A 16170-nucleotide genomic window follows, 5' to 3' on the forward strand; every position below is an offset into this window, starting at 1 on the left:
GTGTCCATGCGCGCCACCGGGCCTACCGGTTCCGGTGCTACCCGACCCCGGGCCAGGCGGCGAACCTGGCCCGGACGTTCGGATGTGTGCGCCTGGTCTACAACAAGGCGCTCGACGCCCGCACCAAAGCGTGGTATCGGCGCAAGGCGCGGGTCACCTATGCCGACACCTCGGCGCTGCTGACCAAGTGGAAGCGGCGGAACGACCTCGCGTTCCTGGGCGAGGTCTCCTCGGTCCCGTTGCAGCAGGCCCTGCGACACCTCCAGAAAGGCTTCGCGAACTTCTTCGAGCAGCGCACCGGCTACCCGTGCTTCAAACGCAAGCGACACCTGGTCGGCTCGGCCGAGTACACCCGCTCGGCGTTCAAGTACACCGGCGGCGAGCTCACGCTCGCGAAGCACGATGCGCCGCTGCGCATCAAGTGGTCCCGGCCGCTGCCGCACGGGGCGGCCCCGTCGACGGTGACCGTCTCCCGCGACGCGGCCGGGCGCTGGTTCGTCTCGCTCCTGATCGCAGAGGACCTCCCGACCCTTCCAGAGAACGACACGGCGGTCGGGGTCGACGCCGGGATCACCAGCCTGCTGACGCTCTCGACCGGCGAGCACCTCACCAACCCGCGCCACGAGGCCCGCGACCGGGCCCGCATCAAGCGGCGGCAGCGTGAGCTGTCGCGCAAACAGCAAGGCTCCAACAACCGCAGGAAAGCCCAGGTTCGCCTGGCCCGCGCGCACGCGCGGGTGTCGGATCGGCGGCACGACCACCTGCACAAGCTCACCACTCGATTGGTTCGCGAAAACCAAACGATCGCGATCGAGGACCTGAGCGTGCGCGGGATGCTCTCGAACCACACCCTCGCCCGCGCCATAGCCGACGCCTCCTGGGCCGCCTTCCGCCGCATGATCGAGTACAAGGCCGGGTGGTACGGCCGGGGCCTGGTCGTCGTCGACCGGTTCCTGCCCTCGTCCAAGACCTGTTCGGCCTGCGGCACCATGAAACCTGCGATGCCGCTCGCCCAGCGGGTCTTCGAGTGCGCCGCCTGCGGCCACCGCGAGGACCGCGATGTGAACGCGGCGAAGAACATTCTGGCCGCCGGGCTGGCGGTTGCGGCCTGTGGAGCCGGTGTAAGACCTCAACGGAAACCTCCGGGCGGGCAGTCGGCAACGAAGCAGGAAACCCAGCCGGCGACGGCTGGAACCCCCTCCCTTTAAGGGAGGGGAGGAAGTCAATGACGTGTGTTCCTTCTCCCCGTGGTTCAGGCGGTGACGGCTGCGCCGTCGTGTTTCCAGGCGGTGCCCCGGCGCTCGTACTCGAACAGGTCCTCCACCGCGTGGGCGATCCGGGGACCGAACTCGCGCTCTAGGAGGTAGAGGCCCAAGTCGAGGCCGGAGGTGACGCTCCCGGCGGTGATGAGGTCGCCGTCGTCGACCACGCGGGCGCGGACCGGGATCGCACCGGTGGCCGCGAGCATCTCGACGCCGAGGGCGTGCGTATTGGCGTGGCGACCTTCGAGGAGTCCGGCCATGGCCAGGGCGAGGGATCCGCCGCATACGGTCGCGACCGTCACCTTCGGGTTCTCCATCGCCTGCCGCATGAGCGGGGCGGCCTCCGAGGACGCGAAGCGCGAGAGGAGCACCGGGATCGTCGCCTCCCCGGCGTCGGGATCGCCGTCCACTGGACCGGCGGCACCGGGGACGACGATGAGGTCGGCCGCGGAAGGATCGAGCGCGGCGGTGGCGGTCAAGGCGATGCCGGGCGTGCCGGAGGCGACCGGGCCGGGGCCTTCGGCGGCGACCAGTCGGATGTCGATCCCGCCGCCGAGGAAGTCGCTTCCGGCGCAGAGCACCTCGTAGGGGGCGATGACGTCGAGGGAGTCGAAGCCGTCGAAGAGCACGAAGTGGGCGTTCAACCGGGTCATGGAGAACCTTCCTTTCGAAAAGTGGCTCCCCCATGCTCACTCGGCGCCGCAGACATCACCAATGGCTATCAGGACATGTTCAGACTGAATCTGGCCAAGCGGGGCTCATGAGCCTCTTGCGCGGTAGATCAGTGACAGATCGGCTATGATTCATCGATGCACACTGTCGTAGTCTTGGCTCTGCAGGACACGATTGCCTTCGATCTGGCCACTCCGGTCGAGACATTCGGCCGTGTGCGACTGCCCGATGGACGCCCCGGCTACCGGGTGCTGGTCGCCGGTGAGGCGCCCGAAGTATCGGCTGGTCCGCTCCGCATCGGCACCGACGTCGGCCTGGAAGCCGTCGAGCGCGCCGACCTGGTCGTCGTCCCCGGCCGGAACGACCCCACTCGCCCGACCCCTCCGGCGGTGCTCGACGCGCTCCGCGACGCGGCGGCGCGCGGCTCCCGCATCGCCTCGATCTGCGTGGGCGCGTTCACCCTCGCCGAGGCCGGGCTGCTGGACGGCAAGAACGCGACCACACACTGGCTCTCCTCCGAGGAGCTCGCCCGCCGGTACCCGGCAGTCCGCGTCGACCCCGATGTCCTCTACACCGACAACGGCGGCGTCCTCACCGCCGCGGGCGCCGCCTCCGGACTGGATCTGTGCCTCCACATCGTCCAATCGGATCACGGGGTGGCGGTCGCCGCCGACGCTGCGCGCCTCGCGGTGGCGCCGCTGCAGCGTACCGGAGGCCAGGCCCAGTACATCCTCCGCAACCGCCCCGGCTATCAGACCGCGAGCCTCGAAAGAGTCCTGGCGTGGATCGAGGAGAACGCGCACCGCAGCCTCTCCCTGGCCGAGATCGCATCGGCGGCGGACATGAGCGTCAGAACACTCACCCGCCACTTCACCGCCGAAACCGGGCAGAGCCCGATCCAATGGCTCAGCGGCGTGCGCATCCGACACGCCCAAGAGCTGCTGGAAACCACCGACCACACCGTGGAACGGATCGCCGCACAGACCGGATTTCCCACGACCAGCAACTTCCGCTCGCAGTTCGGACAGCTCCTCGGCGTCACACCGAGCGCCTACCGCAAAACGTTCCGACCGCAGGCGAAAGCCGCCTGAACGGCGCCCCGTCCCTCGGCCAAGTGCGCCGGGAAGCCCAGCACCCGACGGCGGCCGCTCTGGATGCTTCCGGTCGCGCGGTCGCAAGTTGCGCGAAACCCGGCCCTGACCCGGCGAAACTGCGACGATTATCGCCACGATGGTGAAAGGGGGTAGCAATGAATGCGACCGATTGGGCCGGGAAGCCCCGGATATCGATCTTCGCGGCGATGTCTGAACTCGCGCAACGACATCAAGCAGTGAACCTGGGCCAGGGACTACCGGACGATCCGGCGCCCGCGCCGGCGGTCGAGGCTGCCGCCGCCGCGATGCGCGAGGGCTGGAACCAGTACCCGCCGCCGAACGGCGTGCCCGAACTGCGCCGGGCGATCGCCGACCACCAGCGCCTCTGGTACGGCCTCGCGCCCGACCCCGAGGACGGAATCCTGGTCACGACCGGAGCCACCGAAGCCATCGCCGCCTCGATGCTCGCCTTCATCGAGCCCGGCGACGAGGTCATCGTGCTCGAACCGTTCTACGCCGCGTACAAAGCCGGCGCGGAACTGGCCGGAGGGGTCGTGGTGCCCGTGCGGATGGAGGCCCCCGACTTCCGGCTCGACGTCTCGCGGCTCCGCGAAGCGGTGACCGACCGGACCCGGATCCTGATGCTCAACACGCCGCACAACCCGACCGGGACCGTCCTCGACCGCCGCGAAATGCAGGCGATCGCGGACGTGGCGGTCGAGCACGACCTGCTCGTGGCGTCCGACGAGGTGTACGAGCATCTGACGTTCGACGGCCGCGAGCACCTGCCGCCCGCGACGCTGCCCGGACTCTGGGACCGGACCCTGACCATCAGCTCCGCCGGGAAGACGTTCTCGCTGACCGGGTGGAAGGTCGGCTGGGTGAGCGGCCCGCCGTACCTGATCGAACGGGTCAGGTCCGTGAAACAGTGGCTCACCTACTGCTCCGGGACGCCGCTTCAGTACGGCGTGGCGGCCGCGCTGGGTGCCGGAGGGGAGTACTACCGTGAGTCCGTCGCCGGCTACCAGCGCCGCCGCGACCTGCTCGTCGAGGGTCTGGCCGACATCGGGTTCACCGTCCGCCGGCCCGAGGGGGCGCTGTTCGTGACCGCCGGAGCCGAGGAGCTGGGAGTCGAGGACGGCCTGCAGTTCTGCCTCGAATTGCCCGAACGCTGCGGCGTCGTCGCCGTTCCGAACCAGGCCCTCCACGTCGACAGCCGGATTCCGAGGCCGGAGGTGCGCTTCACCTTCTGCAAGGAGGTGTCGGTGATCGAGGAGGGGCTGCGGCGCCTCCGACGGGGCCTGAAGGGCTCCGGTCCGGGTAGGCGGTCGGCGGCTCCGCTCCATGCGCCACGGGAGGACGACTTCGCCGATGGCGCCGGTCCGGGCGGGGCTCCGGTCGGCCTCGCCGTCGGTATCGCCGAGGCGCCTGCGGTCCGCGCCGAGCGGGAGCCGGAACCGCATGGGGCGAAACTGGTCGATCAGGTTGCTCGCGAGCAGGCCCTGCCCGAGCAGGAGGCCACCGGTCACTGAGTTCACGGAGACCGCCGAGGGTCCGGTTCCGTCGATGCGGGGCCGGGCCCTCGGTCCGCCGGGCTTCCCGTGGCCGAAGCTCCGAGAGTCTGCGTGGCGGGCGCGCGGGTCCCGTTCTGCCGAACCGTGCGCGGGGAGACCACCTGCCGCAGGAGCGCGGAGGGCTGGCGCTACCTACAAGTTGCACGGCATCAGCAAAGTCGTAGCTGCTGAAAAGTCTGTTCGAGGACGGCGATGCCGAGGATTTCGAGCGGTCGGGTGTAGGGATGGCTGGCGATCTGGTCGCGAAGGACGGTGATGCCCTGCCCGCCGGTGGTGTTGGGATGCCGATGACCAGGTTTCGGAGGCTGGCGAGATTCTCCGGCGCGTGGCCGGATCGGAGCTGAGCGGCGTCCTCGCCGAAGGTGACATCCCGGCGCCAATGCCATGCCTCGATGCCCCAGTGGTTCCGGGCGGCGGCGGCGAACTCGGCCGAACGCAAACGGCGGGCGGATCGGCTGGTCAGGTAGTAGACCGTGCGATGGGTCGTCTTACCGGTGACCAGGTCGCGGGTCCAGCGGCGCACCCGCGCGATTTGGGCGACGCCAGGCAAGTCGAGCTTCGCCAGGCCGGTGGCCCGGAGAAGCTTGATGGTGCGGGTCTCCTCCCCGCCGTGGGCGGTTTCCTTGGTCTCCCAGGCATTCTCGACCTGGCCCCAGGGCAGCCGGTGGGCTCGGCGGCGCAGTGCGGCGCGGTTTCCTTTGAGACGCAGAAGGTAGTCGGCTCCGGCGACCAGGGTGTCCGATTAGTTTGGGAGTCAGCGGTTCGCGGCCGGGGTAGCTCCCCGCAGCGGGCCGCGAGGACGTCGGTCAGGCCGGCTCGAGGGTGTCTTGCCGCCCCATCGAGGGGGAAGCTCCGTCCTACCACTACCTACTGCCCGGCCTTCCCCGAACGGTTCGACACGATCGGGATCGGGGCCGCACGCGCTTTCTGTACCCGGTTCTTCAACAGGCCCTTGAGCTGCGGCTCTGCTATCTCCGACATCGTCACGCACTGGACGATCAGGTCGACCGCATCGAGGCCCCCGGCGTCCACGTCCGAGGATTCCTCGATGCGCACGGTGTAGCCCTTGTCCCGCAGGAATGGCAGCAACAGCTCCGTCGCTTCGACGGGTGCGTGGCCTTCCCATCCGCCTCGGACGATCAGCGCGTTCGGTCGGTCCATCGGGTCTCCTCGCCGATATCGGTCCATTGCGATGGGCGATCGGGGCTCGGCCGGTGACTTGAAGTTTCGATCGCTTTTGAAAATTTCCGAACAAGAACCGAAAATATCGATTCACAGAAGCTCCGAACTCGGGATCCTCGCCTGAAGTCGAAATGGCTGGAACCAGCGGCGAGGCACCGCAACCCAGTCCCCAGAATCCATGCCGGCTTAGGAGTCTGCGTCCAGTGCCTGCTGGACTGCTGATCGGACCGGTGTCTGCGCCCAGGTCTCTCGCGTCTTCCCGGCGAGCCCTCGACATCCGGCTCGTTACCCAAACGATGCGAGAGTTCCCCGTAGAGACTCATTGACATCGATGTGTGCGGTAACTAAGCTCTGGAAATTATCGAAACCTGTGCCGAAAGTTTCGTCCGAGCATATGTGTGCGTACACATACGGCGGATTTTCGGACGTACCAGGACGATCTCTAGGAGGAGAACCATGCCGAATGTGTTGGGGCCGATGCCCGTCACGGCGAATCGTCGGAAATTCCTCGGTATCTCGGTGGCCGCGTCCAGTGCGTTCGCACTCGCGTCGTGCACCGGTGGCGGGGACAGCGAGGTGGAGGTCGAACGGCAGTCGACGGGCGCGATGGACGACTTCGCCGCCGACCAGCAGTTTACGGCCACTGAGGCCTTCAGCCTGTCGGTGCTGTGGACCGACTGGCCCGAACTCCCGATCAAGGACTCGTGGCGGTTCTTCGACGAGCTGGAGCAGCGGACGAACGTGAAGTTCGAACTCACCAACGTCCCGTTCAGCGACGTCGAGGAGAAGCGAAGCCTCCTGATCAGTGCGGGCGACGCCCCCTCGGTCATCCCGCTGATCTACACCGGGGACGAGACTTCGTTCGTCTCTTCGGGAGCGATCCTGCCCATCAGCGACTATGTCGAGCACATGCCGAACTTCCAGAAGTACGTGGAGGAGTGGGACCTCGGCGACATGATCGAGAACCTGAAGCAGGCCGACGGGAAGTACTACATGCTGCCCGGCCTGCAGGAGGTGTCGGTGCCCGTCTTCACGCTCATCATCCGCAAGGACGTCTTCGACGCCGTCGGTGCGGGCATACCCGAGACCTGGGATGAGATGCGCGAAGCCCTCGTCAAGATCAAGCAGGAGTACCCCGACTCCCAGCCGCTCGCCGACGGGTTCGAGGCGCAGTCGCTGTTGAACTACGCTGCGCACGCGTTCGGCGCGCAAGCCGGGTGGGGCTTCGGCAACGGCATGATGGACGACGGTTCGGGCGATCTCCAGTACACGGCCGTGTCGGCCGGGTACAAGGAGATGGTGGAGTTCTTCCGCGGCCTCGTGGCGGACGGCCTGGTCGACACGGAGTCGTTCACCGCCGACAACGACGGCAGTGGCGGCGGGAGCGTGGCCGAGAAGTTCGCGAACGAGACCGTGTTCGCGGCATCCGGATCGAACGCGACGGCGATCGAGTTCGAGCAGGCTTTGAACGAGACCGTCGGCGAAGGCAACTTCGAGGTCCTCCAGATCGCTCCGCCTGGAGGCCCGGCCGGCCAGGTGGTCGAGCCGCGCAACTTCTGGAACGGATTCATGTTGAACTCCGAGATCGCCGACTCCGAGTACTTCCTCGCCACGTTGCAGTTCCTCGACTGGCTCTACTACAACCCCGAAGCCCGCGAGCTGCTCCGGTGGGGTGTGCTCGATGAGACGTACACGAAGGACGCCGACGGCACGATCACGATCGATCCTGAGCACTCCCTCAACGCCTTCAACATCAATCCGGACGGGGAGATCGACCTCCAGGAGGACCTCGGCTGGTCGAACAACGTGTTCGCCGATTCGACCGAGTCGCGAGCGCTCAAGGAGTCGTACAACACCGAGTCCTTCGTGGACTACATGGACACCGTGCTCTCGACACGGACGCCGCGGGATCCGAACCCGCCCGCTCCGCTCGACGAACTGGAGCTCGAACGGGCGTCGCTCCTGGCCACTCCGATCAAGGACTCGGTCGACACGAACACGTTGAAGTTCATCCTGGGCGAGCGCGACATCGCCGAGTGGGACGAGTACGTGGCCGAGCTCGAATCCCAGGGGCTCGCCGACTACATCGATCTCGTCAGATCCGCGCGCGACCGCTTCGAGGAGGAGAACTCCTGATCGGCTTCGGGGCCGCGGCCCCGACAGCGATTCGGGAGGAGTGCACATGCCCCTCACTCAAGACGAGCAGTCTCCGCGGTCGGCGATCCGCGGGTCGACCGAGGTCGCCGCGCCCGCGACCCTCCCGGCGGCGCCCCCGACCGGATCGCGCCGGCTGTCCAAACCGAAGCGGCAGACCTGGCGAGAGGCATTCAGACGAGACTGGCAGCTCTACAGTCTCGCCCTGCTGCCCCTGATCTTCCTCGCGATATTCAAGTACGGGCCCATGGTCGGGAACATCATCGCGTTCCGGCGGTTCCGTCCCGGCGGGAGCATCTTCGGCGACGAGTGGGTCGGCCTGCGCTACATCGAGATGTTCATCAACGACCCGACCTTCTGGCAGGTGTTCGCGAACACGGCGATCCTGGGAGGACTGACCCTCCTGGTCGGCTTCCCGCTCCCGATCGTGCTCGCGCTCATGTTGAACGAGGTCCGGAAGAAGTACTTCAAGAAGATCGTCCAGTCGATCTCCTACCTGCCGCACTTCCTCTCAGTGGTCATCATCGTCGGCATGGTCATGCAGCTGCTGTCGCTGCAGGGGACGGTCAACCAGATCATCGGGGCGTTCGGCGGCGAAGGCATTCCGTTCCTCCAGCGGCCCGAGTGGTTCCGCGCGATCTACGTCGGCTCCGAAGTGTGGCAGACCCTCGGCTGGGGAACGATCCTCTACCTGGCGGCGCTCACCACGGTCGACGACTCCTTGTACGAGGCGGCGAAGATCGACGGGGCGGGCAGGTGGCGGCAGACCTGGCATGTCACGATCCCCGGAATCCGTCCGATGATGGTCACGCTCCTGATCCTCAACATCGGGATGTTCCTCCAAGTCGGCTTCGAGAAGGTGCTCCTGCTGTACAACCCGTTGACATACGAGACCGCCGACGTGATCTCGACGTATCTCTACCGGGTCGGCCTGGTATCGAACAATCTCAGTTATGCGGCGGCGATCGGTCTGTTCCAGGCGCTGATCGGCCTGGCGATGGTGCTTTCCGCGAACCTGATCTCGCGGCGGATGGTGGGGACGAGCCTGTGGTGACCGAAACGAGTGCGAAGAACACGGCGAAGGCGCCGAACAGGCGCCGAGGGCGGATGAACCAACCGACCGGGGTGCGCGTCTTCGGCGCCGTCAACGTGACCCTGCTCGTACTCCTGTGCGTGGTCATGCTGTACCCGTTCGTCACGGTCCTCGCCCAGTCGTTCAGCTCTTCGGGTGCGATCGAGGCCGGGAAGGTGAGTCTGTGGCCGGTCGGCTTCAATGTGGACACGTACATCGCCGTGACCTCCAACGGCACGTTCTGGCGCAACTACGGCAACACCGTGTTGTACACCGTGGTCGGCACGACGATCGCCATGGTCCTGACCACGACTTACGCGTACGTCTTGTCGAAGAAGCACCTCAAGGGCCGGAACGCCCTCATCGGCATCGCGGTGTTCACGATGTTCTTCAACGGCGGCCTGGTGCCGAACTACGTCCTCATCTCGTCGCTCGGGATGAAGAACACCATGTGGGCGATCGTGCTGCCCAACGCGGTCTCGGTGTTCAACCTCCTGGTCATGAAGTCGTTCTTCGAGAACCTGCCGAAGGACATCGAGGAGGCCGCGCAGATCGACGGGCTCGGCTGGTACGGCATCTTCGGGCGGATCGTGCTCCCACTGTCGAAGCCGGTCATCGCCACGATGGTGCTCTTCTACTCGGTCCAGTACTGGAACGACTGGTTCTTGGCGTTCCTTTATCTTGACAAGAGCGAGCTGTTCCCGGTCACGCTGTTCCTGAGGAACCTCATCGCCGGGGCCTCCACCTCGGCGTCCGAAGGGGCGGCGGCTGCGGAGACGACGACCGCGTTGGTCTCGTCGAACATCCAGGCGGTGACGATGGTCCTCACCGTCATCCCCATCCTGTGCGTCTATCCGTTCGTGCAGCGTTACTTCGTGTCGGGCATCATGCTGGGATCGGTCAAGGGATGACCGGGACCGGTGAACACCGTGCGGGCCCGACGTTCGAGGACCGGGCGAGGGCCGAGAGGGGAGCGCCATGAGCGCCGAGCACGCCGACGAGATCGGTCCGGGTGTGCTCTCCCGGCTGACCGCCGCGATCTATCGGTACGTGGTACTCGGACTGTTCCTTGCCGTATCCGGGTTGCCGACCGTGCTGTTCTGGAGCGTGTTGGCCCCCCGGCCCTCGAACGTCGCGCTCTTCGTCGCCGCGCTACTGCCGGTCGCACCCGCGCTCTCGGCCGCGCTGTACGCGCAGCGGGCGTGGTCGGCCGAGCCCGACCTGAGTCCGACGAGGCCGCTGCTCCGGGGGCTCAGGCTGAACCTTCGGGACACGCTGTCCTGGTGGTTTCCTGTGCTGGCGCTCGCGACGGTGCTCGCGGTGAACATCGTCTTCGCGGACGGGGTCGCCGGAGGCGGGATCGTGCGACCGGTCTGCGCCGTGCTCATGGTGGCGCTCGCCGTGTGGTCGGGGCATCTGCTCGTGGTGACCTCGTTCTTCTCGTTCCGTTTCCGGGACGTGCTCCGCGTGGCTGCGGTGGAGTTCTTCTGCTCCTGGAAGTCGTCCCTGGGCATCCTCTCGCTCCTCGTCGTCGCGGCGGCCACAGTGGTCATGAGCTCTGAGGCGCTGCTGCTCCTCCTGGGGTGGCTGTTCTGCAGCTCGCTGTGGCTGGTTGCCCGACCGGTCGCAGCCGACATCGCCGAAAGGTTCACCAGACGAGACTGACGTGGAGAGGGCGGCGGAGAGGCGTCCGCTCCTCACCTCCATCGGTGCCGTGTCGAGCGGAGCGACGCTGGTGCGCCGTGCATCGGCTCCGCGAGCGCTTGTCGGGCAACGCCTGCAGCCGAACAGGTCACGTGGAGGGGGCGGGGCCGGTCGAGCCGCGGACGCTGAGGGTCGTCGCCAGTTGGAGGTGCAGGAATGCGGGCCGGTCGCCGTCCGCCATACCGAGGACGGTCTCGACGGCCATTCGACCCATGCCCGCGAGCGGCTGACGCACGGAGGTGAGACTCGGCGTGGTCCACTCCGTCTGCGGCGTGTCGTCGAATCCGGTGACCGACAGCTCGCCTGGCACGTCGATTCCCAGTTCCTTGGCGGCGGCGAGGACTCCGATGGCGATCTCGTCGTTGCCCGCGACGACGGCGGTCGGTCGATCCGGGAGTGCCAGGAGAGCACGTCCGTGCCGGTTCCCCGCCTCGACGGAGAACTCGTCGTGGTGGATCAGCGCCCGATCCGGCGCTAGGCCCGCGGCGTCGAGCGCGGCCTGGTACCCGTGGAAGCGTTCAGATGAGGGGGCGGAGCCGGGCGGGCCGCCGATCCAGGCGATCCTGCGGTGGCCGAAGCCGATGACGTGCTCGGTCGCCGACCGGCCCCCCTCCCAGTTGGTGGAGCCGATGCTGATGACGCGGGAATCGGTCGTGTCGATCGGGTCGATCGTCACCACCGGCAGCTTCAATTCGTTCGCGGCCTTGAGCACCGGGTCGGGAACTGAGACGGCGAGTTCGATGATGCCGGCAGCGCCCGCCGTCCGCAGCTCCGCGAGCCAGGCGTACGCCGCTTCAGGGCGCGTGCCGATCGAATCATCGGGCGGGAGCCGGAGGAGCAGCTCGGTCTCGGCGGCCGAGGCGGCGACGAGGATGCCCTGGAGCACCGTTCCGGCGTAGCGGGACTCCACGAAGTCGAGCACCGTGACCAGGGTCCGGTCCCGCAAGTGCTCCCGTTGCACCGTCGTCGGCCTGTAGCCGATCTCGTTGATGACGCGGAGAACGTGGTCCCTGGTGCCGGCCGCTACGTCGCCGCGGCCGTTCAGGACCTTCGAGGCGGTGGCCTGCGAGACTCCCGCGGCACGCGCGACATCCGCCAAGGTGGCTCTCCTGGCCTTGGTTCGCCGAGTCATCTCAGCTTCCCTTCACAGTCTCGAAAGTTTTTCGAGTCTACCACGATTCCGAGGGCTCGCTGGAGCCGAGAGAATTCGCACTACAGAGTCGTAATTGACAGCGTTTGATGTCGCACGGTAATGTGAAATCGCTACGAATATGTTTCGAAATATTTTCGAATCGTACCGAAGGGCCGAGGGAGCAAAGTGAGGCGGGCATGAGCGCATCCGAACCCCGAATCCGCATCGACGGCCGGTCATGCGAGGAGAAAGCCATGCCGCACGTCTGGAGCGAGTGCGTCGGCGCCGGCCGGGCGAACGAGGCGCTCCGCGCGGACTGGCAACGGCAGTTCTCCGAGGCCGTGGACATCCTGGGGTTCCGCTACATCCGCTTCCACGGTGTCTTCCACGACGACATGTTCGTCTACCGGGAAAGCGACGGCGGCGGCTTCGGCCCGAACACGCCCCTGGAGTCACCGGTCCACACGTTCAGTTACGTGGACAAGGTGTTCGACTTCATCCTGGACTGCGGAGCGCGCCCGTTCGTGGAACTCGGCTTCATGCCCCGCGAACTGGCGACGGAGACCGAGACGCTGTTCTGGTGGCGCGCGCACTGCAGCCCCCCCAAAGACATGGCGCGCTGGGTGGAACTGGTCACGAGGTCAGTGCAGCATTGGATCGACCGGTACGGACTCACCGAAGTCCGCAAGTGGCGGTTCGAGGTGTGGAACGAGCCGAACCTGGTGCCGCACTTCTGGACCGGAACCAAGACGCAGTATTTCGAGCTCTACGAGCAAACCGTGACGGCGATCAAACGGATCGACCCCGAGCTGCCGGTCGGCGGGCCCTCCACGAGCGTGTTCGTCCCCGACGACCGCTATAAGGGCGAAGTCGAAGACTCCTCCAAGACCCACGAGACTGCCGCCGCCGCCGACGTGGACGCGCTCGAATGGCGCCCGGTGTGGATCGAGGACTTCTTGGCCTGGTGCGAGACGCGAGGGCTCCCGGTCGACTTCGTCACGACCCACACGTACCCGACCGACTTCGCATTCGGTTCCGACGGTGTGGGAGTGCAGATCTCCCGGTACGCCGATGCCACCCTCGACGACCTCGCCCTGCTGCGAAAACTCATCGCGAACAGCGCCTACTCCGACGCCGAAATCCACATCACGGAGTGGTCGACGTCGCCCTCCTCCCGCGACCGGATGCACGACACCGTGTTCGCTGCCGCCTCGATCACGCGCTCCTACCTGCAGTGCGCCGCTCTCGCCGACTCGATCTCCTACTGGGCCTTCACCGACGTGTTCGAGGAGGGGGGCGCGGGCATCGGACCGTTCCACGGAGGCTTCGGGCTGGTGAACGAAGCGGGCATCCACAAGCCGACGTTCCACGCGCTCAAGATGCTCGAGCGGCTCGGCGATCGGCTGCTCCTGACCACGCCCTACGGGACCGTGACCCGCGACAGCCGGACATCGGCGGTCTCGGCCGTGTTCTTCAACTACCCCGACGACATGGGCACGAAGTCGATCGGATCGGCGCACTCATACCGGGAGACCCGCGCGCTGGCGGACTCGGGTCCCAGACGAAGGATCCAGCATTCGATCGGCGGGCTCGAGCCGGGCACCGTCTTCCTCGTCGAGGTCGTGGACTGGGAGCACGGGAACCCCGCCGAGGCCTGGTACGGGCTCGGCAGCCCGATCAACCCCTCCCGGGAAGAGAGCCGGTACTTGAGCACCGTCGCGGACTCGCTCCTTCAATACACGCTGACCGTGCCCGAATCCGGCGTGCTCGACCTCGATGTCGAACTCGAGCCGTGGGCTGTGATGTCCTTGTGGCAGTCGGCATGACGGCAGCCGCGCTCGGGTGGCTCGCCGATGGTCCTCATTGAACAGATTGCCGTCGCCCCGGTGAACCTCGGGTACAGGTCGTGCGTACCGGCCGCTCCGTTCACCGGGCAGGTGACGCCGGTCCAACCCTGCCGGCCTCCGGTGCCCGGGACGTCGCAGGTTCCCACCAGCGAGCCGTCGGGGCCGTTGAACGACAGGACGGAACCGGTCGCGATCACACGCCTGATCTCGAATGGGTCGGCGGTGCGCTCCGGCAGGCGCACCGCCGACCCTCCCCAGCCCGGGCAAGGAGCGGGACGGGGCGACCCAATTCGGGGCGGCTTCAGTCGCGGTGCAGGGCGAAGCGCTGGTTGTCTCCGCCGGTGGGGTTCCATTGGGAGATGCGGGCGCCGTCGTCGGTGGACTGGTTCCACACGTCCATGGCCAAGCCACTGTGGCGGTTGACCAGGCTGACCGTGCCGCCGCCGTGGTCGAGGACCTCCCATCGCTGGCTCGGTGCCCCGGTGTCGGGCTGCTGGGTGATGTCGGCACCGGTGCCAGCGCCGGACACCTCGAGGACCAACCCGGAGTGGCGGGCCCGGATGCGCCAGGACCCGTCCCCGGAGTCGAGGAAGTCGAACTGCTGATTCGACCCGCCGTGGACCGCCCACTGGTGCAGCGCCGCACCGGCGGCGGTCGAGACGCCCTCGATATCGGCGGCCTTGCCGCTGTGCTGCGCCACCAACCGGTAATGCACACCGGGCACGGGATAGGAGGGACTCGAACCATCCGGTGTGGACAGATCGAAGCGCCGCACGGTGACCGTGCCGCCGAGCGCCCCGGTGGCGTAGTTGAAGATCGCGAACCGGTAGCCCATGAAGAACTGCCATGCGCTCTTCAACGTGAATCCCGGCCCCAAGCGGGTGAAGTCCGCACCGTTCGTGCTGTAGGAGAACAGCGCCTGGCGCCCCGATCCCGGCCGGATGTCGGCCTCGGCGCGAAGCCACACCGTGCCGCCGTCCAGGCCGGTCCCGGCGGCCTCGGAACCGGTGGAGATCGTGTTCCAGTCGCCGTCCATCTCAAGGTCGTTCACCATGACCACCCGGTTGGCGCCGTTGTCGCGGGCGACCCCGATCCAGGCCGAGGAGTCGCGCAGCATCGCGAGTCCGGCGCGGTCCCCCTCCCGCATGGCCGAGCAGTCGAGCTCGATCGTGGCGGTCGAAGTGGGACCCTGGATGCGGTGGGTGAGGGTGTTCCGAGCCCAGTACAGGTCGCTGGTGACCGTCGCGGTCTCCAGGCGCAGACCGTCGCCGACCGACCAGCGGCCGTCGTCCGGATTGTGGTTCCACTCCCACTCGGGCCCCAGGTTCGCCTCTTCGAAGGTGTCGACACCGGTCAGCGACTCGGTCTCGCGCACCGGCAGGTCGGGGAGCGGATACTCCGTCCCCCACGCGCCGTTCACCGTCTGGAGCTGCGGCCAGCCGTCGCCGGTCCAGGTGATCGGGGCCAGTGTGGGGACACGGCCGCCGGGGTAGGCGTCGGTGAAGGCCATGTAGTACCAGTCGCCGCCGGGGGTGTCGACCAGTCCGCCCTGGTGGGGCACGCCGCCGCCGTCGATCGGCCCCGGCAGGTCCAGCAGCAGCTCCCGCATCTCATAGGGTCCCCAGGGCGAGTCCGACTTGAGGATGTACTGGCCGTTGGCCGGACGGGTGAGAAAGATGTAGTAGTTCTCGCCGATCTTGTAGAAGCGGGCGCCCTCGAGCACGCCTGGCGGGTCCGGGGTCTGGAAGACCGCTTGGTCGCGGACCTCCCGGGTCGCGTCGGCCGAGAGCTGGGCGACGCGGATCTCCGTATTGCCGTAGGCGACGTAGACGGAGTCGTCGTCATCGAACAGCAGCCCGGCATCGAAGTACGACCGGTCGATCCGCGCGTGCCGGCTCCATGGTCCTTCGGCCGCCGGAGCGGTGTAAACATAGGAGGCGGCGAAGTCGATCTGGCCGATCCAGTAGAACCGGCCGTCGCTGGGGCGGTGGTTCAGGGAGGACGCCCAGATACCGCGGACGTAGCCGCGACCGCCGTCGAGGTCGTATTTGGCCCCGAAGTCGAGCCGGGGCACCGAGTGGCCGGCGGACTCCCAGTTGACCAGGTCCCACGAGCGCAGGACCGGGGCGCCGGGGGAGTAGTGCATCGTGGAGGCCGACAGGTAGAAGGTGTCGCCGACGCGGATGATGTCGACGTCGGCGAAGTCCTGCCAGATCACCGGGTTGGCGAACGTCTGCTGGGCCTGGGCCCCGATGGCGGGGATGTTCACGATCGATGCCGCGAACACCCCCGCCCCGGTGGCCAAGACCGCCCGGCGGCTGCCGGTGCGATCGAGCCATGGCATTTCGGATCACTGTCCTTTCAGCGGCTTACGCGAGGTTCCATTGCTGGTTGTCGCCGCCGTGGCAGGTCCAAAGCTGGACCAGGGCGCCGTTGTCGGTCGAGGCGCCCGATACGTCCAGGCACAACCCGGACGC

At 67.2% G+C, this 16170-nt stretch carries 13 protein-coding genes and 3 pseudogenes; 8 read left to right on the forward strand and 8 right to left on the reverse strand.

The features are described 5' to 3' along the window. Nucleotides 1-1208, forward strand: a 1208-nt coding sequence (locus CUT39_RS08360) for an RNA-guided endonuclease InsQ/TnpB family protein (protein ID WP_100444842.1), incomplete at its 5' end; no start/stop codon positions are given. A 44-nt stretch (nt 1209-1252) separates the two neighbouring features. Here CUT39_RS08360 and CUT39_RS08365 read toward each other — a convergent pair. Next, nucleotides 1253-1906, reverse strand: coding sequence for a DJ-1/PfpI family protein (locus CUT39_RS08365; RefSeq protein ID WP_100445530.1), 654 nt, complete (start codon nt 1904-1906; stop codon nt 1253-1255). Between the two features lie 165 nt (nt 1907-2071). Between CUT39_RS08365 and CUT39_RS08370 the strand changes: the two genes are divergently transcribed. Next, entirely contained in the window at nt 2072-3025 is a 954-nt protein-coding gene (locus CUT39_RS08370) for a GlxA family transcriptional regulator (RefSeq protein WP_100445516.1), read from the forward strand. Nucleotides 3026-3234: 209 nt separating this feature from the next. Beyond that, the gene (locus tag CUT39_RS08375) at nt 3235-4560 is read left to right on the forward strand and encodes an aminotransferase class I/II-fold pyridoxal phosphate-dependent enzyme (protein ID WP_232805665.1); all 1326 of its coding nucleotides are present in this window, start codon (nt 3235-3237) and stop codon (nt 4558-4560) included. 340 nt (nt 4561-4900) lie between these two features. On the opposite strand, the pseudogene CUT39_RS21715 reads toward CUT39_RS08375, so the two are convergent. Continuing rightward, nucleotides 4901-5335: pseudogene (locus CUT39_RS21715) on the reverse strand (ISAs1 family transposase); the annotation flags it as partial. A gap of 212 nt (nt 5336-5547) precedes the next feature. Continuing rightward, nucleotides 5548-5763 (reverse strand): annotated as a pseudogene (locus CUT39_RS08380) (ThuA domain-containing protein); the annotation flags it as partial. A 540-nt stretch (nt 5764-6303) separates the two neighbouring features. Between CUT39_RS08380 and CUT39_RS08385 the strand changes: the two are divergent. From CUT39_RS08385 to CUT39_RS08400, 4 genes are all read left to right on the forward strand, one after another. Further along, entirely contained in the window at nt 6304-7920 is a 1617-nt protein-coding gene (locus CUT39_RS08385) for an ABC transporter substrate-binding protein (RefSeq protein WP_198586979.1), read from the forward strand. 46 nt (nt 7921-7966) lie between these two features. Continuing rightward, complete coding sequence (locus tag CUT39_RS08390) at nt 7967-8992, forward strand: ABC transporter permease (RefSeq protein ID WP_100445521.1); 1026 nt, start codon at nt 7967-7969, stop codon at nt 8990-8992. A gap of 53 nt (nt 8993-9045) precedes the next feature. Next, nucleotides 9046-9921: a carbohydrate ABC transporter permease gene (locus tag CUT39_RS08395; RefSeq protein ID WP_100445522.1), complete on the forward strand. Its 876-nt coding sequence runs from the start codon at nt 9046-9048 to the stop codon at nt 9919-9921. 67 nt (nt 9922-9988) lie between these two features. Beyond that, nucleotides 9989-10675 carry a hypothetical protein gene (locus CUT39_RS08400; RefSeq protein WP_100445524.1) on the forward strand — a complete coding sequence of 229 codons (687 nt, stop codon included), beginning with the start codon at nt 9989-9991 and terminating at the stop codon, nt 10673-10675. Nucleotides 10676-10802: 127 nt separating this feature from the next. Here CUT39_RS08400 and CUT39_RS08405 read toward each other — a convergent pair whose 3' ends face one another. After that, complete coding sequence (locus CUT39_RS08405) at nt 10803-11813, reverse strand: LacI family DNA-binding transcriptional regulator (RefSeq protein ID WP_198586980.1); 1011 nt, start codon at nt 11811-11813, stop codon at nt 10803-10805. 230 nt (nt 11814-12043) lie between these two features. Between CUT39_RS08405 and CUT39_RS08410 the strand changes: the two genes are divergently transcribed. Beyond that, the gene (locus CUT39_RS08410) at nt 12044-13672 is read left to right on the forward strand and encodes a GH39 family glycosyl hydrolase (protein WP_100445526.1); all 1629 of its coding nucleotides are present in this window, start codon (nt 12044-12046) and stop codon (nt 13670-13672) included. Here CUT39_RS08410 and CUT39_RS21720 read toward each other — a convergent pair. The 4 genes and pseudogenes from CUT39_RS21720 to CUT39_RS21730 all read right to left on the reverse strand — a co-directional run. Beyond that, nucleotides 13579-14046 carry a carbohydrate-binding protein gene (locus CUT39_RS21720; protein WP_100445527.1) on the reverse strand — a complete coding sequence of 156 codons (468 nt, stop codon included), beginning with the start codon at nt 14044-14046 and terminating at the stop codon, nt 13579-13581. The two genes, CUT39_RS08410 and CUT39_RS21720, sit on opposite strands and share 94 nt — an antisense overlap. Further along, nucleotides 13995-14468, reverse strand: coding sequence for an RICIN domain-containing protein (locus CUT39_RS21725; protein ID WP_408611123.1), 474 nt, complete (start codon nt 14466-14468; stop codon nt 13995-13997). Before CUT39_RS21725 ends, CUT39_RS21720 begins: the two co-directional genes overlap by 52 nt. Next, nucleotides 14442-16037 (reverse strand): annotated as a pseudogene (locus CUT39_RS08420) (glycoside hydrolase family 43 protein); the annotation flags it as partial. The pseudogene CUT39_RS08420 and the gene CUT39_RS21725, both read right to left, overlap by 27 nt. Nucleotides 16038-16062: 25 nt before the next feature. Then, the coding region (locus CUT39_RS21730) for an RICIN domain-containing protein (RefSeq protein WP_157930555.1) at nt 16063-16170 on the reverse strand (108 nt) is incomplete at its 5' end.

The organism is Glycomyces xiaoerkulensis (assembly GCF_002798405.1).
In the GTDB taxonomy this organism is placed as follows: domain Bacteria; phylum Actinomycetota; class Actinomycetes; order Mycobacteriales; family Micromonosporaceae; genus Glycomyces; species Glycomyces xiaoerkulensis.